The 26,250-nt window shown below is 63.5% G+C and carries 16 protein-coding genes; 3 read left to right on the top strand and 13 right to left on the bottom strand.

Going from position 1 to position 26,250, the window contains the following annotated elements; translation table 11 throughout:
* Nucleotides 1-71: 71 nt before the first annotated feature.
* From HPY44_17985 to HPY44_17960, 6 genes are all read right to left on the bottom strand, one after another.
* Nucleotides 72-1,325 carry a hypothetical protein gene (locus tag HPY44_17985; protein NSW57897.1) on the bottom strand — a complete coding sequence of 418 codons (1,254 nt, stop codon included), beginning with the start codon at nt 1,323-1,325 and terminating at the stop codon, nt 72-74.
* A 98-nt stretch (nt 1,326-1,423) separates the two neighbouring features.
* Nucleotides 1,424-3,559 carry a hypothetical protein gene (locus HPY44_17980; protein ID NSW57896.1) on the bottom strand — a complete coding sequence of 712 codons (2,136 nt, stop codon included), beginning with the start codon at nt 3,557-3,559 and terminating at the stop codon, nt 1,424-1,426.
* Between the two features lie 99 nt (nt 3,560-3,658).
* Nucleotides 3,659-5,602, bottom strand: coding sequence for a hypothetical protein (locus tag HPY44_17975; protein ID NSW57895.1), 1,944 nt, complete (start codon nt 5,600-5,602; stop codon nt 3,659-3,661).
* A gap of 62 nt (nt 5,603-5,664) precedes the next feature.
* Complete coding sequence (locus HPY44_17970) at nt 5,665-6,432, bottom strand: NAD(P)-dependent oxidoreductase (GenBank protein ID NSW57894.1); 768 nt, start codon at nt 6,430-6,432, stop codon at nt 5,665-5,667.
* 48 nt (nt 6,433-6,480) lie between these two features.
* Nucleotides 6,481-8,193: a beta-galactosidase gene (locus tag HPY44_17965; protein NSW57893.1), complete on the bottom strand. Its 1,713-nt coding sequence runs from the start codon at nt 8,191-8,193 to the stop codon at nt 6,481-6,483.
* Between the two features lie 35 nt (nt 8,194-8,228).
* A complete protein-coding gene (locus HPY44_17960) occupies nt 8,229-8,708 on the bottom strand; it encodes a hypothetical protein (protein ID NSW57892.1) in 480 nt (159 codons plus the stop codon).
* 29 nt (nt 8,709-8,737) lie between these two features.
* Here HPY44_17960 and HPY44_17955 point away from each other — a divergent pair, with 29 nt between their 5' ends.
* Nucleotides 8,738-9,517: a sugar phosphate isomerase/epimerase gene (locus HPY44_17955; GenBank protein NSW57891.1), complete on the top strand. Its 780-nt coding sequence runs from the start codon at nt 8,738-8,740 to the stop codon at nt 9,515-9,517.
* A 65-nt stretch (nt 9,518-9,582) separates the two neighbouring features.
* On the opposite strand, the gene HPY44_17950 is transcribed toward HPY44_17955, so the two are convergent.
* From HPY44_17950 to HPY44_17940, 3 genes are read right to left on the bottom strand one after another with little or no spacing between them, the layout of a single operon-like run.
* Nucleotides 9,583-10,374, bottom strand: a complete 792-nt coding sequence (locus tag HPY44_17950) for a metallophosphoesterase (GenBank protein ID NSW57890.1) — start codon at nt 10,372-10,374, stop codon at nt 9,583-9,585.
* 40 nt (nt 10,375-10,414) lie between these two features.
* Nucleotides 10,415-12,820, bottom strand: a complete 2,406-nt coding sequence (locus HPY44_17945) for a DUF5060 domain-containing protein (protein ID NSW57889.1) — start codon at nt 12,818-12,820, stop codon at nt 10,415-10,417.
* Between the two features lie 38 nt (nt 12,821-12,858).
* A complete protein-coding gene (locus HPY44_17940) occupies nt 12,859-15,126 on the bottom strand; it encodes a hypothetical protein (protein ID NSW57888.1) in 2,268 nt (755 codons plus the stop codon).
* A 208-nt stretch (nt 15,127-15,334) separates the two neighbouring features.
* Here HPY44_17940 and HPY44_17935 point away from each other — a divergent pair, with 208 nt between their 5' ends.
* Together HPY44_17935 and HPY44_17930 are read left to right on the top strand one after the other, a co-directional pair.
* Complete coding sequence (locus tag HPY44_17935) at nt 15,335-16,108, top strand: hypothetical protein (GenBank protein NSW57887.1); 774 nt, start codon at nt 15,335-15,337, stop codon at nt 16,106-16,108.
* A gap of 63 nt (nt 16,109-16,171) precedes the next feature.
* Nucleotides 16,172-18,877, top strand: a complete 2,706-nt coding sequence (locus HPY44_17930; protein ID NSW57886.1) for a VCBS repeat-containing protein — start codon at nt 16,172-16,174, stop codon at nt 18,875-18,877.
* 9 nt (nt 18,878-18,886) lie between these two features.
* On the opposite strand, the gene HPY44_17925 is transcribed toward HPY44_17930, so the two are convergent.
* The 4 genes from HPY44_17925 to HPY44_17910 form a co-directional block, all read right to left on the bottom strand.
* On the bottom strand, nt 18,887-20,503 hold the full coding sequence (locus tag HPY44_17925; protein NSW57885.1) for a polysaccharide deacetylase family protein: 1,617 nt from the start codon (nt 20,501-20,503) through the stop codon (nt 18,887-18,889).
* Nucleotides 20,504-20,546: 43 nt separating this feature from the next.
* Nucleotides 20,547-23,024, bottom strand: a complete 2,478-nt coding sequence (locus HPY44_17920) for a hypothetical protein (protein ID NSW57884.1) — start codon at nt 23,022-23,024, stop codon at nt 20,547-20,549.
* Entirely contained in the window at nt 23,021-25,360 is a 2,340-nt protein-coding gene (locus tag HPY44_17915) for a DUF4962 domain-containing protein (GenBank protein ID NSW57883.1), read from the bottom strand. The genes HPY44_17920 and HPY44_17915 overlap by 4 nt, the downstream gene beginning before the upstream one ends.
* A gap of 64 nt (nt 25,361-25,424) precedes the next feature.
* Complete coding sequence (locus HPY44_17910) at nt 25,425-26,231, bottom strand: RDD family protein (protein NSW57882.1); 807 nt, start codon at nt 26,229-26,231, stop codon at nt 25,425-25,427.
* Nucleotides 26,232-26,250 lie beyond the last annotated feature (19 nt).

Below are 26,250 nucleotides of genomic sequence, written 5' to 3'. Positions count from 1 at the left end.
TCACCCGACAAAGCGATTCCCACCCCGCCCGGGGTGGGAATCGCCCATACAGTGCACACGATGAAGCCGGATCAGTTCCCCGGGCGCGAAGCCACCAGCGCGAGAGCGCGCACCTGTTCACTTAGCTCAGAAGCCTGATCGCGCAGGCGCTGAGCCTCCATGGCCATAGCATGAAGGCGTGGGTCGTCAGGCTGCGATGCCGTTGTTGCCTGACCATCCAGGTACTGCCACTGATTCTGAAGATTGCCGATCTTCTCGCGCATCGCTTCGCGGGTCTCGGAGGGCGCCAGGAGCGCCCAGGACTTCCAGGCCTGAGCGATGTGATGAGCCGCGGCATCCAGCGCGTCGCTCAGGTCCGGCAGCTCAATCGGGAGCGCTCCCGTGCGCCACGCTGTCTTGCCGCGGTCGTCGGTCAACGACAGCGCCATCCAGGCGGGGCCACAACGCTGGATCTTGTAGGGTACATACACCTGCTCGCGCCCACGCGGCGGGAGCGTCTTCTTGATGACGCCGGCGTAATGGCTTCGCCGATCGGTGCCCATGACCACCACGTGGAGTTTGGCGTCCACCTGACGGTCGGCGATATTCTCAATGGTGGCCAGCGCCAGGTTGTCGCCCCAGGCCCGGTCGCCCAGATCATCCACTCGTGCGGTGAGCAAAGGCGAGACAAAGATCATTTCGCCGAAGGCGTCGGGCTCGTGGAAACCCCGCTGGTGCCGCCCCCAGGTGCTCAGTTCCCCGGTCCTCGCGGAGTTGCGGCAGACCCCGAGATTCCAGCGCTCACCCTCCAATGGGGGGATTCCCTGGTCGAAGGGAAGCTCGATCTCCACCGTCCAGCCGTCATTGTTGACCGCCGCAAACACACTCCACTCAAAGTTCTCAGCAGCGTCGCGGTTGAACGCGTCGAACCGGGTCCCCAGGGAGTTCACGGCAAGCTGGGCGTAGTTCGTTCGGGTGCCCTCGGTGTCCACATACACCTCGAGGCAGTCATCCTCATAGACTTGGCCGTCACGCTCGGTGACATTGGCCACCAGAGAGCCGGGCGCATCGTCGTACAATTGAGCCCCCACGTAGAGCGATCCGCTGGTGTGCATGACAAAAACGCGGGTGGGCAGTCGCGGCAGCGACGTGGCCCCGAGAACCATGAAGTCAGACAGACACCCGGCGGCCGCCCATTCGGCGGGCTCAAGCCGGCCGTCCAGCACGGGCGCCTGTTCCACGCGAGGACAGACGACCACGGGTACTTTTGGACTGAGTTGCGCCCAAACCGGCAGCGCACAAAGAGCAGCGACGGACACGAGGGCTACCGCGGCGAGCTGTCGCACCTGGATCCCTCCGGATTCCTGCGGTTCAGTCGAGCTCCACCATTATAGCACGTCGCCGAGGTTCTTGGCACGAGTGGCTGCCCGCCGACGATGCAACCCTACTCATGTTCAATGCGCTCCAGGATCGCACGGCGCAGGTCGTCGTCCAGTCTGGTCCAGTACTCCGAGTAGCCTCCGACGCGGATGATGAGATCGCCGTGGCGTTCGGGGTGCGCGTAGGCATCCTGCAGGACGGCCTGGTCAACCACATTGACCTGCAACTGCATTCCGCCCAGTTCGAAATAGGTCTGGATCAGTTCCTGAAGCTTGCGCCGCTGGTCAGGATTGTCGAAGTATCGACGCGAGAATCTGGCATTCACAACCAGCGTGCCTGGCGCGAGGTCGTGGCGGACGCGGGAGACGGAACTGAGCAGACAGGTCGGGCCCGATCTGTCGCGGCCCTGGTAAGCGCCGGCGGAATCAGCGATCGGCTCACCGGCCAGCCTGCCATCCGGCGTTGCTGCCACCGGTTTGCCGAAATACGCATAGGTGGTGAACATCAGGCACGCAGGGACGAACCGTCCTCCACGCCAGGGGGCCTGACGCCGCAGTTCCCGGAAGACGAACTCGGACACGCGCTCAGCAAGATCGTTCACCGAGGGATCGCCGTTCCCGAACTTGGGGCAGGCCTGCAGACGAGCGCGCAGTGCCTCGTGTCCCCTGAAGTCTGCTTCCAGAGCTTCGAGCAGCTCCTCTGCCGTCACCGCGGATTCGCCAAAAACAACCTGCCGGACAGCTGCGAGAGAATCCACAAGGTTCGCCAGGCCCATGACGTTCACGACGGCCCAGTTGTAGCGCGCCCCACCTTCGTTGTACTCCCGCCCATTGTCGATGCAGTCGTCGATGAGCAGGCTGCGCATGACCTGAGGCTGCCAGCGGGCCTTGGTCTCCTGGTTGAGATTCCAGTGAGTCGTGGCCCAGCGGATATGGGCGACGACGTCTCGCTCCCAGGCTCCCATGAACTCCTCGAAGCTTGAGCAGCCGCACAGGCTGGAGCGCAGCGTGTCCACCAGCAGCAGTGGCAGGTTGATGTCGCCCTCCAGCGACCCCACGTTGCTCTTGCCGTGGACCATCAGTTCCGTGCAGCCTCCGAAAGCGAAGTCGGGCAGATCCGCCTCGCTGACCCCCAGCCGCGCTTCCCGGATGGCCTTTATGTACGCTTCCTCGTTGTACAGCGCCGGGATGCCGCTGCCGCCGCGAATGCAGTCCAGCGCTTCGTCCCAAATGGACTGCGGAGCACCCCTGTGCAGTCGCAGTGCCAGGTTAGGCCTGCGCATACCCACGGCTGCCCGTACGCAGAGGTGCGTCAGGTGGCTGATCCCTGAGGTCCCGTCCTCAAGCAGGCCGCCCAGGGCCACGTTCCAGGCCCCGGTGTCATCGATGTTCCGCCAGATGCGGCGGATCCACTCCACTGCTTCCTCATCACTGACGAGCCCGGCGTCCCGGTCGGCCTCGAACAGAGGGGCGAGGTCCTGGTCGAAACGGCCGAGATCATCCGGGCCGTCGATATGCAGGATGAAATTGACGCTCACAAGCCCTTCGTAGAAGCTGCGGGCGGGCTGCATCGGCACATTGCGCAGCGCAGCGATGAGACGGTCGCGGGCGGCCGCACCCGCACCATCTGCGCAGTCGGACTGCTCCAGGTGCGCCAGCACTCTCGCGTGAAAGGTGCGGATACCTTCCCAGACGATCTGCATGGCCCGGCAGAAGTCGATGCGCTCCTGTTCGCCGCGCGCGAGCCCGATGTCCAGGCTGCGCTGGATGCGATCGGAGTAGGACGCGAGTCCTTCCAACAGGATCCGTCGGTAGTTGGGGATGCTGTGGGTGTAGCCCCCCACACGTGGATAGTCCTGCAACTCTTGCCTGACAGCATTGAGTGCTGCCCGGGCATCGGGATCATCGGTAGCATGCAAGCGTTCTTCGAGACGCGCGTCGTTGTAGCACAGGCAGGAGGAGTAGTGCCAGTCGACGGCGTTCCCGGCCGTCCAGATACTTGCGGAGCACGGATAGAAACTCTCGCCCCCGTATTCGGGCAGAGGAACATGCGCAAGGTGATTGGCCACCGCCTCCGCGAATCGAATGACAGGCGGCGCGCCTTGGCTTTTCATGTAACCGGCCGCGATATACTCGCCCATATCGTTGAGCGCAGCCACCATCTGGTTCCGGCTGACCGCGGCCTCGTTGGCATCCACCATTGCTCAGCCCTGCTTTCTCCCCTACTGCAATCAGGGAACGGACAAGTATGCGACCAGATTATACCCTGACTGTGCCAAGCGGCAATGGGAAGCACTTCGTCAGAACGAGAATATCTGGTGCCCGCGCACGCCGGTGATCAGGTCGATCACCAGCCACACGCCGGCGCTTGCGAACTCCCCGAAAATCAGACCGAGGAACCCCGGCAGCATGCGTTTGTAAACCTTGTGGCCGCCGAAACGCAGGACGGTGCACTTGATAAGCCAGCCGAGAAGCACCGGGAACCAGAAGTTGATCATCGGCCACGAGGCGCCCATGAGGTAGCCGATTGGATGTAGCGGCCACCAGAGATAGGTGCGGTGCATGAAAGAGATGAACCCCATGCTCGCCGCCCCGGCAGCCATGGTCAGGAAAGCGATGGGGGTCGAGGGCTCCCCGTCCGCGATGAGATGCGTCGTCCACGTGGAGTACAGATTCTTCGTGTAATAGGTAGTGAACCAGGTGTTGAGCTTCGTGCCTCCATGCACGTACATCAGGCTCAGGTACACCACGCAGGAGATCACCATCGCCACCAGCACGGCGCTGGCCATCGCTCCAAAGAGCGACCGGCGCCGGATGCCGCCATCGTCGGCAATGCGAAGGCCCTGCATGATTCCCGGCATGAGCGGGCTGCGATTATCCAGCATGAACAGGTGGTCGAATAGAGACAGAATGGCGATCGGACCAGCGCCGAGCCCGCGAGTGCCGACTGCTGCCAGCATAATGTTCAGCGGCCGCAGGGGATGCTGTACATAGAGCATTCCGCCTTCGCACACCAGGCGCACCGCGACGATGTGCATCATCAGGAACAGGACGAACATCACCAGGGTCTTCGGCACACCGGCCCCTGCAACCGACCCCCAAAGGCAGATCACCGCGAGCCCGCCCACTGCTCCCCAGAAGGCCACCGGGTATGGCAGCGCTTCGGCCCGGCCATCTGCCTGCCCATGCTGCTGACGCGGAGTCCGCCCGATCACCGCCGACCAGATCTCCTCGATCCGGGGCCGCGCCGCAACTGCTCCCAGCACGAAGGAAGTGAGTATCCCGCCGGCCATCTGGTGTGCAACAAACTGGCGCACCGGGTAAGCCTGCACCGAAGGCATCGGCGCTCCCAGTGCCGAGCCGATCACCTGCTGGATCAGGAAGAAGAGCATGAAGAACCACAGGCTGAAGGACAGCTCGGCCGGGAGGAGATACGCCAGCCCGATGATGCTGAACAGGAACCTTAGCCACAGGGGCGACATAGCGCTCCACGGCCGGTCCTTCAGGTAGACGTCAAGGGCGATGCGATGGACGTTGATCCCCGGCATGGTGGGGTAGTAGTGGTGCAGGCCATTGATGGCGTGGATCACAAAGGGAATCGCGAAGAACCACCACATGATTGGGCTTCGGAAGAACCCTGGCACCAGTTTGTCCTGTGGCTCATACCGACACATCTCCACCGGAAGCTGGATGAGCGGGAACACCAGTTTTTCATCATCCACCCAGCGCTGCCGGAGCAACGCCGACAGGCAGAAAAAAACCGCGTAGACCGCAAGGACCAGCACCGCCCACGATGCCAGCGGAACCAGCCACTGCTGCCAGGGGATCGGAACGCCAGGCCGCAGCCCCTCGTACAGCCCGGTCACGGCCACGCCCGGTTCCGGATGCAGCCAGTCAGGCAAATGGGGCCAGAGACGCTCTTCCCACTTGTTCTCGGGGCTGGCGAAATAGAAGGGCCCTGCCATGTACGGGATCAGCAGGCCGATCAGCCCGAAGGACGGGATGCCGGCCGCAACCAGCGCCATGGCATAGACCACCAGAAGCTCCGCTTGCGTGAGACCGACCTTCAGGGCACGCAGCAGCACGTTCAAACCGAGTACGAGAATGAGCAGGAAGAAGAAGGAGCTAATCGGGAAGGCGGTCAGGCCCACCCAGGTTCCCTGCATGACCAGGTCGCTGTACGGGGTTACCACGGCGATTGCCGCGGAGATCACCAGACCAAGAATGACGGCGCGCTTCGTCATGGACAGTTCCCATCGAGTGGAGTTCGATGCGCCCGTGCCGATGAAGGCCGCGGGCATTGCGGTCAGGGAGCAGGAGCCCAGATCTCGGGGATCTCCGGCCAGTTGTGCTCCGGGCGATAGCCGAGTTCACGGGCAGCCGTCGACCAGTCAAAGAGCGCGTCGCTTCTGCCCGCAACGATGTTGTAGGTCCCGAACGCGACGTCAGCGGAAAGAGACAGGTCCACCGCCTGAGCAACGTCGCGCGGGTCCACATAGACGAACCAGGGCCTGGGACCTGCATCGGCTGGATTCGGGCCCGGATTGTTCCCGTCGCCGGCGATGACTCCCGGCCGCAGGTGGATTACCGACAAGCCGCAGGCCTGATGGTAGGCGAGACCAATCTGTTCCCCAAGATGCTTGGACAGGCAGTAGAAGAGGTCGCCCGGGCGGAAATGCGGGGCATCGCTTTCTCGCGAGGGCCTGTCCATGGTGGGCACAGAGCCCTGCGCGGCGATGCTCGAAATGTTCACAAGCCTGCGCACGCCCTCCAGCGCACAGGCTTCTGCCACGTTCCACGTTCCCTTGACCATGACGTCGGCGAAATCCGCCAGCGGCCGCTCCTGCCTGCCACGCACCAGCGCGACCATGTTGATGACCGCGTCCTGCCCTGCGCAGGCGGACCTCAGCTGGTCAAGATGGGTGATGTCCAGGTCCACGAATGGACCTGCGTCCCGGCGTTGCGGAGGGACCAAGTCCGCAAGCGTCAGGTCGTGGGTGGATGATAGCCTATCTGCCACAATGCCGCCAAGATACCCGGACGCCCCGAGCAACAAGATCTTCAGGAGAGCCACTCCCTCATGAACGCGCAACGATTGCGCGACGCTTTCCGCCTCTGGCCTTCAACGCACATGCAGGAACCGCACGGCAAGCGCCGGCCATTCCAGCGGACCCTCGGGCACAGGAGCATGGGTCAGAGCATCTGCAACCGATTGCCCGGCCTCAATGAAAGGCACCAGGGCCGTAACCGCCTCACGCGTGTGGTTGATCACCACTATCCGCGCGCCGTCCGCCGTCTCTACGCGCCGCGCCTCAAGCTTGGGGTAACGGATTGGCAGCTGATGGTGACCGCGCTCGGGCGACCACCACAGGTAGGGCACATCCACGATCTCGCGGTACTCTTCTGGCAACTCCGGGCAGTTCAGGACGTCGCGAAGACGCGACCAATCCGGGACAATCGCGCCCGCACGCCGCAGATGGGCCAGGCAGTCCCCGGGCAGCGGCTCCCCGTACTCGTCGGTCGCGGGGATGTCCCCGACGAAAACCAGGCGCGTCGCGGCGCTCATTTCAGCCAACTCGTGCGCCGTGCGCTGTGTCAGCCACTCGCTGCCGATCACGAGAGCCGGCGAATCGAGCCCTCGCAGGCCGATGTCGGCCACGAATCGCCACGGTAGCCCGGTCGCCGCCGAGTGGGCATAGGCCAGTTCCAGCGGCGGAGTTCCCCCCACCCCATCCTCGTTCTGCTCCGTCACCAGCACGTGGAACGCAGGCGGCTGCAGATTGAAGGGACGGATGAAATCCTCCAGGGCGCGCAGGTCGGCAAGGATCCCCGGTGTCGCCTCGTGGACTGCGCGGATCTCGGGCTTGCTCCACGCGCCCCAGGCGAAACTGGCGGTCATCCACTCACCCAGGATCGCGCTGGTCAGGTACCGGTAACGCGACAGCGCCACGCTGGGCCCGAAGCCGTAAGAATCGTGGTAGAGGTGCAGCTCGCTGTTGAACACCGGCAACTTGCAGGTGTCCACGATGAGCTTTGTCTTCCACAGCGGCCAGTTGGCGAGAAGGTCGTCCCAACTCGCAACGGTGTACGAAGGCATCTGTGAGAGAATGTAGGGAGAGGCCCCACCCTTGGAACCGCAGAGCGCATCGGGCAGCGCGGGACGCACCAGCTCCCGGGCGATGGCGTCGTAGAAGCGGGCGAACTGCCGGCGATTGAAGCGAATGACATCGATCTCTCCCCGGCCAATGTCCCCCGGAACGCGCACATCACCGAAGTCGGCGAAGTCCGTACCCCAGCGCCGGTTCAGGGCGTGCACATTGCCGTGCTGGTTTTTCAGCCATTCCTGGAAGGCAGCCAGGTAGGCGGGGTGCTTGTCGAACAGCTCGGGACCGCCAGGCGAGACCTCGTTACCCAGCAGCACACCGCAGACGCAGCGATGCCCCTTGAGGGCCGCGAGCCAGGGCTCCAGTGACCGGCGGCTGTCCGCGACCGGATCGGTGAGCGCTTTCTCCACATCGCCGCCTTCACCCGGCGATCCCCACTGGATATTGTGCAGCAGCCAGACCGCCATGCCGTGGGCATCGCACCAGTCCAGGGTCCTGTCAACAACCGCGCGCAGGGGCGTTCCACCCTGCGGGACCGTCCAGACCCACGAGGCGATCTTGATCATGTTGAAGCCGTCCGCCTGGATGGCTTCGAGCTGGGCGATGCTCTCATCCGGCGTCTCGGGCAGGAAGTAGACCACACCTGCCTGCAGTGGAGCCACGCCGGACCGGGCCTGAGCGTGCACGCAGCTTGCGAGCAGTGCCCACGCGAGAATCACCAATCGGATCATTTCTCGACCATCTCTGAGGAGGTCCGGGGCGCCCGCTACTTCACGCAGGCCACCCGGCCGCTACCGTCGGTGGTAAAGTGATTGCGGATGCAGTTGCAGCAGACACCCTTGCGCTGGCACGGCTCCCAGGAGCAGACGCAGAACTCGAGGTTCCGGGCCTGGTTGCTTGCACAGGTCTGCGCGGCCTGTGCGCGCAGGCCCATGGTGGCCGGGTCGCGCTTCGTCCCGCGCATGCAGTTGGGCGCAGAGCCGCTGCTCACGTGGGCCTGAATGCACTCGCAGCAGATGCCGCGGTTTGCGCAGGAGTCATTGGTGCACGGGCACATCTGAATATTGAGCGCGTAATTCACGCAATCTTCGGGGCGGGTTGGCACGGGTGACATCACCTCATGAAGACCGTTGGTCTGGCGTGTGTGATTGTTCTCTGCCGCGTGCACATTGACCTCCACGTCGCGCGAGAAGGAGGTCTCTGCCTGCGCACGTCGAAGGGTCTGCCAACCATCATGCGCCTTCATTTGACGGGCGCTCCAGGAGGCTTTCGGAAATGGCATTGCCCGGGATCTCAGCACAACTCATCGTCTATGGTGGCCGCCAGAATGAGGACCTCGGCGGGGTTCTCAGCGAGCTCGCCGCCATCGGATACGCCGGCGCCGAGATCGGCTCCAACTTCATCGACGCGGACTGGGACGCGGTCAAGCAGGCCTTTGCCGACAACGGGATCGCCTGCTCTGGCGTGCATTCAGGCTACGCATCGGTTGCGGATCCGGACTGGCAGTCCAAGGCCATCGACTTCCTGCAGGCAGTCGGAGTGAAGTACACCATCTGCTCCGGTGTTGCCCCGGGCGAGGGCATCGAACCGTACGAGAAGTCGGCGGACGTGTTCAACGCCTGGGGTGCGCGCTGCAGGGATAATGGGCTGGTCTTCTGCTACCACAATCACGCCTGGGAGTTCGAGCCCCACGGCGGCGTCAAGGGTATTCATCGCCTGTGCGAACTCACCGACCCGGCCGTTGTCAAGCTCAATGTGGACGTCTATTGGGTCACAGTTGGCGGCGAGCGCCCCGAGGATTTCATCGACCGATATTCAGACCGCGTCGGCTACTACCACTTCAAGGATGGCCCCTACACCCCCGGCGGCACGGTTGCCCCTGGGCCCTACCAATTCACGGAACTCGGGCGCGGCACGGTGGACCTCAAGGCCGCCCTGGCCGCCGCGCTCAAGTACGATCCGGCATGGATCACTTACGAGCAGGACCGGAGCGAACTTGCGCCGGCAGAGGCGTGCCGCATCAGCTTCGAGTACCTCAAGTCCATCGGACTGTAACCGGAGCCTCAGCCGGACATCAGCGAGAGTCATGGGCTGGTGTGAGGCTGCCAAAACCCGACTTCTTACAGGGACGGGCCACAGCGGCCCGTCCCGTTAGTTTCCAACCACGGGACCCAGCACGAGTGGACCTGTCGTTCCCGCAGCCAGACCATGCGAAATCCCGGGGGCTCGTCCCCGTGGTTTGCGCGATTGGTGCTCAGTGCGGCGGTCCACAGGAACGTCGTGTCGCCCCTGCGCGCCTCGTGGTTCTCGTGGGCGTGTCCCGCGCAGGCCAGGACCAGGTTGCGCCCCTCAAGCGCCCGATGAACCGGCTTCCAGTTGAGTACATCCCACAGCAAGTTTCGCCGGGGTGCATGTTCGCCCGGCGACCAGATCCCGTGGTGGGTAAACAGCAGGAGTGGCCGCGACAGGGGCACACCCGCGAGGTGCTCTTCGAGCCACATCACCGCATCTCCGGTGAAAAGCCCTTCCCAGGTGAGTGTCGACGGACCGGTGCTGTCCAGGATGATCGCGTGGTAGCCTGCGTGGTCGAAGGCCGTATTCAGCGGGCCCAGACACCCGGCGAAAAGCGCCTTGGAGCCAAGGAAATCGTGGTTGCCGATCACGTGGTACGCCGGGCACTGCAGGTGACCGATGGCGGCGCGCAGATGCCGGTAAGAATTGGCATCCCCATGGTTGGCCAGGTCCCCACCGAAAACCACGAAATCCGGCCCCAGTGTGCTGATGGCTTCGGTTGTTTCGGCCAGTATCCGTGCAGAAGCCTCATCGGTCACGTGCGTGTCGCAGATATGGGCGAAGCACAGGTCCGCATCGGGTGGGGGCTCAACGCTGCTCAGGTCAAACTCTCGCGCCACAGGGTGGTCTCCCGCCTTCATGAATGGTTGAGCTGGCGCATCACTGCTTCGTCAACTTCACCAGCAAGTCGTCGGCAATCGGGGGCAGGTCGCACTGCAGGCGCTTGCGATCCTCCTCCACAACGACTTGCGTATTGCCCACCACCTCGGCGCTCAAGGAATCCAGGAACTCGACCTTGTACGTCCCCGGCGAGACTCCGAACACCATCAACGTCGCGCCTTCCGATTTTTCCGTGATCGACGCTCGGTCTTCAATACCGACGCGTTCCGGGTCGTGGACATAGAAAAACCCCTCGCGGTCATCGCTCATCCCGATCCCGCGCAGGCGGTCTCCCCGGTCGATGAGAACGGGCTTCATGCGGAAGTCGCGGCCCCTGCGATCCATGTCCGCAAACAGCTTCCTCAGCGGCTGCTGGAACTGGTGCAGCCCGTATTCATCCCACTCCTTGTGATACCAGAACATGGGCGAAGCGGCCGTTGGCAGGACTGCCGACGTCCACATGCCCACCCTGAAACGGTGGCGCCACAGTTGCGGGCTGACCTGCCCCGCGACCACCGAAGTGGTCTGCGGGCCATACTCGATGAACACGAAGGGTTTGTTGAAAAGCGGTGCATTGTCTTGCTTGGCATCAACCTTACCGGAATATGACGCGAACATGCCGCTGTCCATGCGGCCGTCCTTTTTCTGGTCCCAGTAGGCGTCGGACTGGACGAACTCGATCTGCGGCAGGCGCCACATTTCGTTCCCATAAGCCCAGAAAAGGCAGATGTGAGTGACCACAATGTGTTTCCATGGGTCAATGGCCTTAAGATATCCGGCCATCTCCTGATGCCATCTGGAGACAGTCTCCGGGTCGTAGTTCTCCACGAGATCAACTTCATTCCACAGGTCCCAGGCCATGATGTTCCGGCTGTATCCCCACCGGGCCACGATGTACCGGTATCGATTGCGGAAGGCGCGTTTCACTCGCTCATCGGTGAAGAACATAGCGGGGCTGGCGACGCTGCCACCATTGCGCACATTCCAGGGGCTGTAAAGCCACTCCTGATCGAACTTGTCGCGGCGCACCTGCCCGTGGCTGTTAAAGGTGATCTCCAGGAACAGGTCATACTGGCTGGCGAGGTCCACGCAGTAATCGAGGCGCCAGGCATTGTAAAGGTTGTACCAGCCCACGTCACCGAAACGCGAGTGGTATTCGTCGCCCCACTCGATGCCTCCCCACCACGCGCACATCCATGTTCGAACGAAATTCAGGCCCTCTTCGTGGAAGCGCTTGAAGTACCGGTCGAAGTCGTACGTCCCCGCCTGGTTGGAGGCATCGTCTCCCCCATCACGCATGTTGATGCCGACGGGCCAGAACCAGTCGCCGTTCTCGAACTCAAAGTACTTCGGGTCGCTGCGACTCACCCGGACGTACCCTTCCGGATGCAAAGGAGCAGTAGCTAAGAAGGTGCTGGGACGCGAAGCCAGGACGCCCTCGGCATCGGTGACGGTGACCCAGTAGGTATACTCGCCGATCTCCTTGGGCGCAAATCGGACCTTCCAGCAAGAATCGCCAACGGGCGTCAACCGCTCAAAGCCCTCGTCCGTGCGGGCGCGCTCGTAGTGCTGGTAGTAGAAGCCCGGAACCCTGACCGTGTTGCCTGAGGGCGAGATGAAATGCCCCTCCACATCCACAATATCGGGGTCGAAGGGATTCTCGTAGGTTTCCGCCACATCAAAAGTCAACTCGAACTTCTCATACTTCGGCACCGACTTCGCGTTGGCGACGGGCTCGATCCAGCCGCGTTTCGCCCCCGCTCGCTCTTTTATGGGGCCAAGAATCCGGTCTTCTCCGCTGAGCGTCACGTTGTCGATGAACACGGCGCCTTCCCACGAACTCTTGCCAAAGAAGCGCAGGCCGAACTCCCGGGGGTTACGAGTCGCGTGACGCCAGGATCGCTTATGCCCGCCCGGCTTCCAGATCGAGGATGTCTGCGAAATGTCCAGTTCGTAGTGGGCCCACTGTCCGCGGGCCGGCTGCCGCACGCGCTTGAGGCTCGCCGCATCCGCATAGATCGGGGTCTGATACCAGTAGTAGCTGGCGTCCTTCAGGTACGCCCAGCAGTCGAAGGCCTCTTCCCCGGCAGGAACGCTGGGGGGTATCCACAGGTCAAAGGACAGCTTCGTGTACCCTGTCCAGTCGCGCCAGGGCGTGTATGAGACGCCGAAGCCCTCCGGCAGTTTACCCTCGACACGCAGGCTCTGAGTACCGCCGCGCGCCATCTCGGCCGAGAAGCTGACTGACTTCGTCGCCGGGTCCAGCACGCTGGGCAGCCACTTCTCATTGAGGGGCGAGCTCTCGTCCTCAAAGCCGAAGACCACCGGCTCAGGTCCGGTAAGTGCCACTGTCGCGGTGGTGACGAACAGCAGGGTGCAGAGCGCAAGGATGCGCGGGAAACCCATTGAACGACCTCCTGGTCTCGGGAGTAAGGCGAGCAGACTCAAGGCTCAACCACCCAATGCAGCGGCTCGCCGGTCTCATCCATCTGCTTGATCCCGAGATACCCGAGAATTGACACTTCCAGCATGCCGTTGGTTGTGGTACGGCCGCATCCGCCTTCTGGTGCGCGGTCGAGAAAATCGCGCCAGCCTCTATCGACGGACCAGCGGCGGTCAAGTTCGGAGAGCCAGTCCTGGAAACGCTCGTCGGGCCCCACTGTGTCCAGGTATTCCGTGAACAGCCAGTACACATAGGGCCCGACCCAGAACTCCAGCGGGTACGCGAATTTGCGTCCCCGGATCCAGCAGTCGTCCGTAACATACCGGTAGGCTTTCTTCGTAGCCGCGGCAGCCCTGTCCGCTTCCTCGTTTCTTCCGGCGTACCGGGTAGCGAGATAACAGCCGAACATGCCCTCCCCGACGTAGATATTGCCAAGAAAAGTGTGACAGCCGCCTTCGACCACGTCCTCGCACTGCCAGTCGAACCAACCGTTGGGCTTCATCTTCCTGTCGCACCAGCGGACGGTGTTGTCCATGACCTCCCACCACTTGTCCGGCACCCTCTCCCCTAGAAGCTGCATGGCGTAGGCGTAGTACGAGAGTCCGGCCAGCGCGCGACCGAGGTAAACGTCGCACTGCCGCCCCTCCTGGTGATAGACAACCTGCCGGACAGTGCCGTCCGCGGCTTCCTGCAGATGTAAATGGCGCATGACGTGAGGAATCCCGTCGGAATCCTGTAGCGAGTGGGCGATGAGGAAGTCGGCGGCCTTGCGGCAAGCGCGGCTCAATTCCCGCGCGTATTCCTCGCGACCCGGGATGCGGCTGTAATAGATGATCCCGTACGCCAGGGGGCGAAGCCACTCGCCGATCTGGTTCGAATCGTACGCCCCAAAGGCGTTACTGCGACCGCCTTTGCCGATCCCGTCATCGGCAAGTTGGTTGACCCAGGTGATCGTCCCGCCGCCAGGCGCCTGCATGTTGTCGATCATGCTGCGGAAGCTGTCCTCAAGCAGCCCCTCGACATACCGGCAGCGCACCATGTCGCCGGACTTCCGGAAAGCTTCCGCCGCGAGCACCAGCCCCGTATCTCCGGCCTCATTGCCCTCGGTATGCTTGCCCGTGGAGTGCGCGAAAAGCTGGATGAACTCCGGGTAGGTGTCGGGGTTGAGCGGGTCATAGACATGCGGCAGCGCAATCCGTGTCCTGCACATGATGTCCCCATGCAGCAGGTCGCGCACCCACTGCACCATTCCCGAACGAATGGACAGGACGGTGTAAGTCATACTCTCATCGGGCTTGCGGATATACAGGTCATCCGAACCCACTCGTCCACCCAGCAGCGAATTCCCCCCGCGCCTGACATCGGCGACCACCAGATAGTACCCGGGCGCGAGATCGGCTGTGGGGAGGGCACGCGTGAATCTCGAGACCTGACCCGGGGGGACGCTGTCACCTAGCGGCATCCGCTGCTCCGTCTCTTGGCCGCTGAACACCTCGTGGAACCGGATCGCCAGTTCGTCATCCGGCTTGAGAGATGCAGCGTCGCCGGTCTCGAAGACCAACAGGGCCGGTACCGCCTCAGCGCCTCGGTCCTGGATCACCGCCTGCTCCCCGGTGTCGGCGCGCTCCCCCAGCCAAAGGCCCATCGCGGCCTCACCATCTGCCAGCCGGCTCCGTTCTTTCTCCAGATTGCACAATCGGAATCCGCCGACCGTGAAGGACAGCTGTTCCCCATGCTTGTACTCGTCCTCGCACAGGAAGAAATGCAGTCGATCCACGGCATTGATGCTCGGCAGGTCGCGGATGCGGTGGGTCACCAGCGTCCAGTTCCCCGGCTTGAGCGGTGGAAGCGGTGTGTTAATTCGCAGGGCCCCATCGGTCCAGAGGATGAAGCGGATGCTTCCTCTGCGGTCCGGACTGGTGTCACAGCGGATCCAGTATTGGAGGGCGTCATACCCCGAGAAGTCCAGTGGCGGCGAGGGTATTGTTTCGAAGGATGGCCAGCCCATGGGATACTGGCCGGCGTTCTTGTGGTCGATCGTCACATCGAACCGCCAGCACGGACCGCCCCAGGGCCCCTTCTCGTCCGAGAGCGACAGGACCCCCTCCTTGCCTCCGGAGCTTCGCCAGGGCAGATCGAAAAGCGTGTCGAGCTCCCTGGTTTCGGCCACCTTAGCCTGCTCAATCCAAGACTGCCAGGGGAGCAGCCGCTCTCCCTGGGCGGCGGCGATTCCGGTGATGAGCACGCAAATTGCGCAGAAGGCCCGCATGTGAGTCCGTCCTCTCTCAAATCGTATTCGCAATCATTTCGCTACGAGGGCTCGCATTGCCTCCCGGCGGTCCAGTCTGTCGGGGGCTTTGCCCATGCGGTCGCGAGAGGCCCGCAGTTGACCCCAAGTTTCTATGGTGTAAACTGTGGTCCGGGCAGACCGAAGCACCCGCACCCGCCGGGAAAAGCGCCCTGAAGAGGACTCGCCGATGCAGCTGTTCGACACGCACTGCCACACCGAGCTATCCGCATGTGCCGAAGACGTCAGCCTTCGAATGTACCAGGAAATCGCGACAACCTCCGACGTCTGTTTCGCCATCACAGATCACAGCGCCCACATTTTCTACCCGCCCGGTAAGGCATGGGCTTTCTGGGGCGACGACGCCCGGGAGATCTTCGACGCCCATTACCGGCAGGGACTGGACCAGTGCGCGGCATATGTGGAGTGGCTCGAAACCGGGCGTCGCGGGAACATGCTCATTGGTGTGGAGCTTGACGTGTTTGCGGACGGCACCGTGGTGTTCGATCCTGACCTCCTGCCGCGCCTCGATATCATCGTTGGCGCGGTCCACGGTATCCGGGCGCTCAGCGGCGACCTGTCCGACAGCAAAGTGGCGGAAGAGTTCATGGTCCGGACCCTTGCGCTCTGCGGAATTGGTGTCCACTCCCTTGCCCACCCCTTCCGGGAGTGGGCGCAGAAGAAACGCGAGGTGCCCCACTCCTTGATCGAGTGGCTTGTTTGCACAGCGCACGAGCACGGCATCGCCCTGGAACTCAACTGCCACTACCAGGTGCAAGACTGCGACCGGGTTATGCTGCGTCTCTGCCGGGAGGCCGGAGTGACGGTCTCCATCGCCACCGATACCCACCGGGCCCATGAGTTTGGGGATTTCACCTACCATCACCTTCTTCTTGAGCAGGCGGGATACGCGCCGTCTGATTGGGCCGAGCTTCTCCTGCAGCCATCGGCGGTCACAGGCTGATAACGCGACGCTCGGGGCTGGATTGTGTATCTCTCACCGATTGCATGTCGGAGGAACAGCCACATGCCGGATGACCGGAACCACCTGTGGATCACCCGGGGCTTCGAGGGCTTCTCGCGCGGACGGATGGGGAACGCCGGGCAGAACCTGTATGTTTCGCGGGCCGGTGTTCTCCAGCGCATCCACCAGTTCGACCTCAACCGAAATGGCTTCGCCGATGTTCTAGTCTGCAATAGCCAGAACCACTGGGAGCGCCCGCCGATCTACATCTACTCTGACCCCTTTGGCCGGCCTGAACTCACTGAGCTTCCATCGGACGGGGCGATTTCGGGGGTGGTCGCCGATCTCAACGGCGACGGCTATGATGACCTCGCCCTGGCGATGCGCTATAACGGCACGCGCACCGACCTGAACGCTCTAATCTACTACGGGGGCCCGGACGGTCTCAGCCGGCAACGATGTGTCAGTCTGCCCGCACCGACCGCCTCGTCCATCGCAGCCGGAGACTTCAATGGCGACGGGCGCATGGACCTGGCGATTATCACAACGGGGCGCCTGCGGGTCTTCAACCAGGGCCATTTTGGGTTCGAGCGCGAAGTGCACACCGACCTGGACATCAAGGCTGACCAAATCTGCGCCGCCGACCTGGATGACGACGGCTACTGCGACCTCTATCTTTTCTCATCGATCGGGCCGCCGAGGGTAGCCTGGGGTGGGCCCGAGGGTCTCCGCCCCGATGCAATCTCAACAGTGCCTGTTGCCGACAGGGCTGCGCAGGAAGCGGCGTCCGAGACCCCGTCGGAACCGGAGGACCACGTCACTGCCACGCAGGCCGTCCCGAGCATTCTCGAACTGGACGGACTGCCACACCTGTTCGTCCCCCTCGCCGACCGCGTACTCCTGGTCCCGGTCCGGGGCCGAGGGTTCGGAGAGCCAATCGTGCTGCTATGCCGGTCCTGCCTCAGCGCAGCGATTGGCGACGTGAACAGCGATGGCTACCCGGACCTGGTGCTCGCCGCCCGGGACGACTGTTCAGGAACGGAGTGCTCGTGGTGCTACTGGGGGAGTGCCGAGGGGTTCTCGGAGGACAGGCGCACGCCGCTGGCCACATCAATGGCCTGCGACGTCGCGGTGGGGCATCTGGATGACAGTCCTTGCGCCGCGGTAGTCATCGCAACCGAGCGCGACGAAGTTACATTCTCTGTTCCCTCGCTGGTTTTCAGGGGCACGCCCGAGGGGATCGATCCGGCGCCCGTCCGCCTGCTGAGTCACAACGTCCGTCGGGCGCTCATCGGCCACTTCCGGGGCGCGGACCGGCCCGAGCTGGTCTTCGTCAACCACCGCGCCAGACGCAGTGGGGGTGACATCGACCCGGTCATCTACACCGGTGGCCCCGAGGGTTTCGCGCCTGAGCGGCGCATCCATCTCAAGGGGCGAGACTGCGTGGACGCCCTTTGCGTGGACATTTTCGACAGGAACCTGGTGGACATCGTCACTGCGAACTGCTCGGAGAACGCCGTGCACCTGGACCCGGGCTCCTTCCTCTTCAAGGGGCGCGCGGAAGGTTACCGGTACGAGCCCGACGTGGTTTTCCCGACGGTGCGCGCGCACGGTGTAGTCTGCGGAGACATCAACCGCGACGGGTATCTGGACCTGGTCTTCGGCGGATTCCAGAACCCCGAACTCCTGGTTTACTACGGCGGCCCCGATGGCTTCGACGTCCACAACCCGCAGCGGTTGGAGATGAGGATCGACGGGGTAACGTACAGCGAGACCCGGTGGATCCTGCTGGCCGACCTCAACAATGATGGCTGGCTGGATTTGTTCGTGCCTCACATCAACGCCGACCGGAGCTTCATCCTCTGGGGCGGTCCCGAGGGCTTCGACATATCGCGCCGCCAGATGATTTGCGCCCGTCACGCGTCTTGTGCCCAGGCGGCGGATCTTACCGGTAACGGCTGGCTGGACCTGGTAGTCGGGGGGCACGCACCGAGCCCGACCGGGCCCCATGACTCATTCGTGTACGTCTACTGGAACGGTCCCCAGGGCATCCGCGAGGAGAACCGCACTGAACTTCCGGCGTACGGAGTCAACGCCCTGCAACTGGCAGACTTCAATGGGGACGGCATTCTCGATCTGTTCGTCTCCAACTACCACGAGGGCCGCACCCGAGACGTAGACTCCTTCATCTACTGGGGGCAACCGGGCGGGCATTTCGACGCCGAAGACCGCAAGCGCATTTTCATGCATTCGGCATCCGGTTGCGTCGCGGCGGACTTCGACGAAGATGGCCGAATCGACTTGGCAGTGGCTTACCACAAGGTGAACAATGACCACGTCGGGCACTCGGCGATCTGGTGGAACGGCCCGGAAGGCTTCAGGCCGGACCGGGTCACCCAGGTGCCAAGCAACGGTCCGCACGGCATGGTCCGTCTCCCGGTGGGCAGCATCTCCGACCGCGGCCCGGAGGAACACTACATCTCCGAGCCCAGGGAACTGGACGACGAAACGCGGCGTGTCACCATCGAATGGGATGCCGATATCCCGCTGAAGACCTGGGTGCGTGCACAGCTCCGGTGCGCGGGTTCTCTCGAGGCCTTACCGAGCGCGCGCTGGGTTGGGGCTGGGGGAACAGACGGGTATCTCGACAACGGGGACGGCATAGATCTGCCCGGGGCGGCTCGATGGATCCAGTACCGGCTAGCGCTGGGCGCTACCAACTCGGTGGCGACGCCGCGCGTTCGGGAAGTCCGGGTCCGCTTCCGCTGATACGCATGCTTAGCCGGCAACGACGGGCGCAGCGACGGCCTGTATCAGTTCATTAGCCGCACTCTGCAGGATCGCGATACTCAGCACGTGCCTGCTCTCGTCGTACTTGCAGCCGATGGGGATGAAACGCTTCAGCACGCCGACCGGAACCATCGCCCGGCCTTCATAGAGAACGGCGGGCACGTCCAACTCAATGGGCGCACCGTCGATCTCGGCATGCAGGGAATCGAGCCTGAACTCGCCGGACCGGCCGAATACTTGGAGGGTAACCGTCTCGCTTTTCTTGTCGTAGGCCACCTGTGCGCCCAGGGCAGTCCCCACTTCCCGCGCCGGGACCAGGTAATCGTCACCGACCCGCAATGGTACGCATGCCAACGACAGCCGCTCGGCGCCCACTTCAAGGATGGTGTCGGCGGGCAGCGGCTTCAGCACGAACTCCCGGTCACCGATGCGCATTCGCACCTCGCCCGTAAACACCGGCACAAGTCCTTTGGCTTCGGAAAGAGTCACCAGACGATACCCCTGCGCCTGCAGCAGGGGCACCACGCGCTTCACAGCCGCCAGCGTCTGCTCCCTGTTGCGGGGCCCATCATGCATCAAGATGATGCCGCCGTCTTTCGCGCCCCTGAGTATGCGGGACACGATCTTGTCTGCGCCCGGCAGTTGCCAGTCGTTGGTGTCCACGTCCCACATCGCAATGCGCAGGCCGAATTCCGCGATCACCTTGTCCACCCGCGGCGAGTGGTTGCCGTACGGAGGCCGGCACCATCGCACGCTTTTCGCGCCGGCCGCCTTCATCGTCTCCAGGCACTTACGGATATCTGCGCGAATCGCCGCGTCGGAGAGCTTGTTGTAATCCGCATGCAGCCAGCTGTGGGTGCCCGTCTCGTGCCCTCGCGCCACGGTCTGGCGGTGCACTTCCGGATAGACCTTGACCGCGTGGCCCATGCAGAAGAAGGTGCCCCGGGCACCACGCTCCTCAAGGGCATCCATGATTTTCAGCGTCCAGGCGTCATCGGGGCCGTCATCGAAGGTCAGTGCCAGAGTGCGGTGCGGCGGGCGCCGGCTGCCGATCTCCATGACTGCCCATTTGGCGGCCTGTTCGCGGCTTACCAGCTTCCCACTCAGCGCTCCCCGGCGCTCGCGCCGGATAGCGCTGACAGGGCTGGCAGCAACGGAACCGTCGACAGTTGACCCGTCCGCCAGGATGCAAGTGGCGGGAATGTACTCGATCCTATCCGCGACGGGCTCGACAAGATCGCGGGCAGGCTCGATGCGAAGCTTCTCCCCCGGCCTGATGTGCGACGTGAGCGCGATCTCCCTGTCACCACGCCAGACACGGATGCGGTAGCCACCCTCGGGAGAGATGAGCCGCCCCGTAACATCGAGGAGCGCACCACAGTCGGTGCGCAGGTTTGCGAAACGTGCGCAGTCCGCTGCCGTCCAGTCCCTGCCCACCGGAACGCGCAGGCCGTTCACTGAGGCCGTGCCCGGCTGCAGGTACAGTGCAAGGACACTGCAGGCAGCAATCACGAGTACCCATGCCGCGACACGAGCCGGTGCAGATCCGCGACCGGCTAACGGCTGTGTCTCCTGGCTGTCTGCGACGAGCACGGGACCGTTCATCGGTACCCCTATATAACCAGACTATACGAATGTCGTCAACTGTTCACTGCCTTTTGCGTCTGCCCGACACGAGCAGCAGGAACACTGCGAGGGCGGCCGCGATGCCGCTGATCGCTGCTCCGATTTGCAGATCTCCGGCCACATACCTGAACTCCACCTCGTGCTCTCCCGGCGGCACTACCACGCCCCTGTATAGATAGTTCGCGCGCAGGATCGGCGTCTCCTGGCCGTCGATCAGGCACTGAAAATGGCTGTCCCACATCTCCCGCACCACAAGGAAGGACGGTTCGCGAGTCTGGCACCACACCCGCACATTCCCGAAATCATTGGTGGCCGAGATGACCTTCCCCCTGTGCACGGCCTGATCGAGTGGCAGGACCGCGCCCGACTCCATCTCAACCGCAGGTGCGCAAACTCCGAAATCCGCGGACGCCATGTACCGCAATGCGGACTCCCTGTCGGGGCAGATAACCGGTCGATCGGCGAACCAGGCCAGCGGCATCGCGCCGGGATTACGGCGGGCAACCCACGTTGGGTACCGCCTGATCACGGGCAGATTGGAGAGCGCATCGGGGTCCGCTGTGCAGACCACGGAGACACCCATCGCGCGCAGGACTTCGGTAGGCCGCGCCACCTTCAGTCCGCTGGCCCTATCAATTCGTCCGTCCAGCGTGGCATTGAGCAGGCGGTCGATGTCCCAGTATCGGGCGGGCACGAGTGCATAGAACACATTGGCAGACCGCTGGTCGTAGAGCACCTGGCGATTGGGGCGCAAGAACTCGCGCTCGTTCCAGTATCTGCTCAGATCCCCCCCTGCCCAGCCCTGGTTGGTTTTCGGTGTTACCGAGTTGGTGATGCGATTCTGATCGTGAATGAACAGGCAGTGGCCCGCCTGCCTGTCAATCTGCCCGGACAGACTCGGCGCCCGCGTGTAGTAACTGGGCTCAATGGACGGATTGTAGTCCCGGGCGAAGATGAAAAGCTGAACCAGTGCAAGCGCAACCGCGGCTTCCCCGACCGTCCGTATGTCAAAAGGCCGAAGCCGGTGGGCAACGCACAGGGCGGCAGGCAGCCCCAGTAACAACAGCACCAGCAGCATGATTGGGTCAGCGGGAGAAACACGCTCGATGAGGAACTCATACTTCTCCCGCGCTTCCTCTCGGGCCTCCAGAGGCGTCGTGTCCTGGCCGCCCACGACCCTCTCCATGCGCGGCAAGATGAGACTTCCGCCCAGGCGCAGCCCTGCCCAGCTCACTGCCCACAGGCACAGCCCCAGCAGGCCAATCCATGCCAAAAGAGCCGGTGCGCGCCGGACTGTCCCCAGCGCCTGTACGCCGTAGGCAGCAAGCAGCGACACCCCGACGCCCGTCAAGAGGACATACCGCCCGGCTCCGCGGAACCAGTTGAAGCCGGGCACATTTACCAGGAACTCGTACAGAGGGTTCTGTTTCGCCAGCGCGAGAAACAAAGACAGGGGGATGATGCACAGTGCGAATACCCGCGCGCGGCCTCTGCCCACCACCCCGCCAAGGATGGCGAACAGAAGGGCCGCCGTTCCCGTGAAACCGCAGACCTCGTAGTGGTGGTCACGGCCGAAGTAGTTGCCCTCCGCATACGAACCCAGGAGATAGGGGTGTACGAAATAGGCCAGGTTGCGCGGCAGGAGGGCCAGTTCCCGCAGCTTTTCCGCAGTCACTGTTTCGCGGTCAGATGCGCCCACGAGCGACTTGGTCGGCACCACTTGCACAGCGGCAAGGAGCACCGCCCCCAGTGCCACCGCGACGGCCGCCATGGTAACACGCCCAACCCATGCGGGGCGCCGAATGTCCTCATCCGCCGGCGCTCTGCCTGCAGCGCCAACCAGCAGATACAGCATGGCGCTGAGGAGCGAGTAGAAGAAGATCTGCGGCATCGCGGCCAGTTCCTGGAGCGCGAGGGCCGCCGCGGCTCCGACCAGCCAACCGTGCGTTCGGGGATTGCTCAGCCACTTCTCCAGGCAAAGCAGCATGGCAGGGATCCACGCCGCGGCTTCCAGCATGGTAATGTGCATGACGTGGGTGATGAAGAAGCCTGACCAGCCGTAGGTGAGCCCCGCGAGCAGGCATGGCATGAGCCGCATGCCCAGTTCGCGGCAGAAGAGCGCCATGAGAGCCGCGCCCAGGACACAGTGCAGCCAGACCAGTATCGCATAGACCTGATATTGCGGCAGACCCGTGTACCCCAGGAGATGCGGTGGGTAGAACACGCCGGCCTGACCCTCCGCGAGCACAGGAAAACCATTGCCCAGACGGGATTCCCACAGCGGCAGGTGACCTGCAGCGATGGCCTCGGCCGCCGAAGTGCGCAGCGGAAGGTAAGCGATGCTCACATCGTGCCAGAAGAGGGCACGGTTTCCCAGCACGACCGGCCCGAACAGCGACAGACCGTAGGCTGCGAAGAACAGGCAGACCGCCGCGAACCAAAGGCGGCGTGAGCCCGTACCAGCACGGCTCCAGGCACCCGGCGGCGAACCTGAGATCATGCGGGGTTCACCAAGATCCCGCTTTCAGTGACCGAGTAACACAGACCCGCCAGCGTGACTCGCGCCACAACGGGGGCTTGCTCATCTGCAGGTTCCTTCCCGCTCCTGCCGCACAACTCGATGCGCGCGCCGGAAACCTCCGCTGTCTCCACTCCATCCTCCAACGCGGTCTCCACCGGACTCGGATCGCGGTCCGGCAACCCCGCACACAGTACGGTCCCCAGCACCGCGCGCTCGTAAGGGCCGGAAAGCGTGAAGCGCAGGTGATGCTGTGGCAGCCACTGGTCGCTGGGCTTGTCTCGAGTTGGTGGCGGATCCCAGCCCTCCATGAGCGAGAAGAAACTGTTGCGGTGGACCATGAACGTCCCTTCTAGGCTGCTTCCTTCGCGCTCCAGCCTGAAGCGACGAGTGTTCTCATCCACGTCGAACCGCGCCCATGAGTGGATGTTCCACTGCAGCGCCGAGACGATCCCGGGCACGGCCACGAACTCGTCGATCATCACGAACGCCAGCGCTTCCTTCAGGAAGACCACGTGACGCCGGCAGCAAGTGGCTCGGTCAGCGTAGCTTTCATCGGCAATGCCTGCGAGGTACGCCAGTCTGTCATCCTCAAAGGCGTTGGCAATCGTGCCGCGGGAACGGTGGGACCGCATGATCTGCCCGGCGTCCGACAGGGTAACGCAATTGTGGGATTTTGTGTGCCAAACCCAGTGGGCGTGGTGGTTGGACCCGTAGCCGTCGTAGTACCCGCTGGGCATCGCGAGCACCTTGCCGCCCGCGTGCAGGATGAAGTCATTGTTCGCGGCATGGGAGTGACTGATCGCACCGAAGGGCGAAGAGCGGAAGATGAATGCGACATCGCGCTCGGGGTCGCGTAGATCGGTGCGGATCGCCGCCCAGCCGGCGCCGGGGAAGACCCGGAGCATCCGGTCCTGAGTGGTGGCCGAATCCGGCGCCAAAAGTCCGCCCAGGAGATACTCCTGTGCTGATATCTCCGGCGTCTTTCGGTCATCGGGCGTCTCAAGTTTCTCCGCCGTGGCTCGCAGGCTTTCCACGTAATGGCCGAACTCAGACGTGCCTGTCTGCAGCTGGATGAGGTTTACCAGCCGGGCGTTGGACAGCCAGTTGCCCCGCCAGCGTTCGGTGTGATCGCCGAAGCCGATCCACTCCGCGTACGGCGGCCAGCACCACTCGCGCCACCGCGCATGGCCTTTCCAGAAGGGGCGCTGGTACAGGTCCACACCGACGCCCTGCTTCAGTGCGGTGGCGAACATGGTCATGATGGAAACATACGCAAGCCCATAGGACGGCCCCTCTGCCCACGCACCGTCATCTCCAGCCCAGACGGGCCAGATTCCGCAGAGTACCGGCCGGAGCCAGTCGAGCCATTCCACGGCCTGCGGGATATGTTCATGAAAGACCATCCCCAGGAGCGCCAGGAACACGATCTCACGGCCTGCGTGGGAATCGAATCGCGTGACGCCGTAGCAGCCCCGGCCGTGCATGTGCTCGTAGGTGATCTCGCCGCGCCTGCGGAACTGCTCGACGACCACAGCGCGCTCCTCCGCCGTGAACAGTTCCCAGGCCCAGTCGCAGGCCTTCGTGCCATTCCAGATTACCGACATGTGCGCCTCATCGTTGTGGCTGATGTGGCTGGAGCCATCCGGATCCCATCGCGAGATCGAGGCCATTCGCTCGCAGGCGGCCCGACCATAGCGCTCATCCCCACTGGCCAACCACGCGAAGGCCAGTAACTCCGCGCCTTTCACGAACCGCCGCGAATTCCACATGACCGGGGCCCAGGCACGGAAGAACGCCTGGTAATCGCGGGTTCGGTCCGGCAGGTAGGGCGGTTCCTCTATCTCGTGGGGCTCCGACAGTAACCGGTCGGCAGCAGACTGAAGCTCCGCCCAGGCCTTCGCCCTCACGCCATTGCGGGACTCGCGGAGGTCGGCCAGTTCTTGCCGGGACACATAGAGTCTCGGATGGTCGTCTCCCAGGCGGCCGAGCCAGGTCTCCGCCGGCGGAACGACGACGGTGGCGGCATCCTGCGGCATCTCGAAGCTGAAGACCTCCGGCTCCAGGCCCTCCGCCGTCCAGGTCCAGTAATGCATTCCCGGCTCGAAAGCCCGGAAGGGCAGGTACATGGGGTTGCGGAGCCCGGTTGTCTCCAGCACGACGTCGCTCAGACCCGCATCCCGGGCCACGACGAGACCGTAAGAAGCAACCCCCTCGACGGGCTTCCAGGCGAACACCGGCGGATTGGTAAGCGGACGGCTCCCATCCCTGGGCTGCCGCGGGTCAAGATGCGGGTGGGCATCGCGGTGCTGCTTCATCGAGCTGTCCTCCGGGTTCTTCGTGAGGGGGGCCGTGCGGGCGTTTTCACCGTTCCGGTGTCTGTCACTGGGGCGGCCCGGCGGCTCGCTGCGAGGCCATCCACGCATCATACACGATCTGGATGAACACTTCCGCGTCCGGCACTTCCTGTATCGAGAGCGCCGGGAACTTCTGGCGCAGGCCCTCCGCGATCCGCTCGGCCACATCGCGACGACTCGCTTCATCCAGCTCAAAACGCCGCTGCGTGAAACGCACCACTGTCTCGCGCTCGCGGGGGCTGAGCGAGGCCACTCCGGGCATTGCCCGGGCTACGAGGCCCACCGGGTGGGAGTACCGGGGCGCATCTGGGGCAGGCTCATCAGCGCTCTCGTCGCCAGCCGGTTCGAAGGTGCGCACTTTGATGACCAGCGTGCCCGCCGCCATATCGCCAAGACGTTTGCACTGGCGTGTGACCAGGATCGAAAAGAAACCCGTCATATACAGAATCGGGAGTATGTCCACCAGGCGCAGGATATTGCGCACCAGGGACTGAGTGAAGCTCAGTGGCCCGCCTTGATCGGTCACGACCACCAGGCCCGCAAGACGCTTGCCGGGAGACTGGCCGGCCCAGGCCATTTCGAAGGCCACGTAGTAGATCACGACCACCAACATCGAGGACATGAAGACCAGCAGCGCCGATAGCCCGATACTGTCCAGGTTGCCGGTGAAAACCCACCGCGACGCACCAAGAGCCAGTGCGAGGGCGACGAGTATCAGAAACTGGAGCAAGGAATCGATGACGGCCGCGAGGAATCTGGATCCGATGCCGGCCAGTTCGAACTCAAGCTCCACCCGTTCCGGCGTCTCCAGCGTCACCTGGTCAGACTGCATATCGCTTCCGGGGCTTGGC

Source organism: Armatimonadota bacterium, from assembly GCA_013314775.1.
GTDB lineage: Bacteria > Armatimonadota > Zipacnadia > Zipacnadales > JABUFB01 > JABUFB01.
This window is presented reverse-complemented; position numbering and strand designations above follow the sequence as displayed.

Coding starts and splice junctions, on each gene's coding strand:
- HPY44_17980 (NSW57896.1), bottom strand. CDS start 3,559: ATGGTGGATGCCAACGAGGCCGCGGTCAGCCGGAACCAGATGGTGGCT.
- HPY44_17975 (NSW57895.1), bottom strand. CDS start 5,602: ATGACGAAGCGCGCCGTCATTCTTGGTCTGGTGATCTCCGCGGCAATC.
- HPY44_17965 (NSW57893.1), bottom strand. CDS start 8,193: ATGATCCGATTGGTGATTCTCGCGTGGGCACTGCTCGCAAGCTGCGTG.
- HPY44_17960 (NSW57892.1), bottom strand. CDS start 8,708: ATGAAGGCGCATGATGGTTGGCAGACCCTTCGACGTGCGCAGGCAGAG.
- HPY44_17955 (NSW57891.1), top strand. CDS start 8,738: ATGGCATTGCCCGGGATCTCAGCACAACTCATCGTCTATGGTGGCCGC.
- HPY44_17945 (NSW57889.1), bottom strand. CDS start 12,820: ATGGGTTTCCCGCGCATCCTTGCGCTCTGCACCCTGCTGTTCGTCACC.
- HPY44_17940 (NSW57888.1), bottom strand. CDS start 15,126: ATGCGGGCCTTCTGCGCAATTTGCGTGCTCATCACCGGAATCGCCGCC.
- HPY44_17935 (NSW57887.1), top strand. CDS start 15,335: ATGCAGCTGTTCGACACGCACTGCCACACCGAGCTATCCGCATGTGCC.
- HPY44_17930 (NSW57886.1), top strand. CDS start 16,172: ATGCCGGATGACCGGAACCACCTGTGGATCACCCGGGGCTTCGAGGGC.
- HPY44_17925 (NSW57885.1), bottom strand. CDS start 20,503: ATGAACGGTCCCGTGCTCGTCGCAGACAGCCAGGAGACACAGCCGTTA.
- HPY44_17920 (NSW57884.1), bottom strand. CDS start 23,024: ATGATCTCAGGTTCGCCGCCGGGTGCCTGGAGCCGTGCTGGTACGGGC.
- HPY44_17915 (NSW57883.1), bottom strand. CDS start 25,360: ATGAAGCAGCACCGCGATGCCCACCCGCATCTTGACCCGCGGCAGCCC.
- HPY44_17910 (NSW57882.1), bottom strand. CDS start 26,231: ATGCAGTCTGACCAGGTGACGCTGGAGACGCCGGAACGGGTGGAGCTT.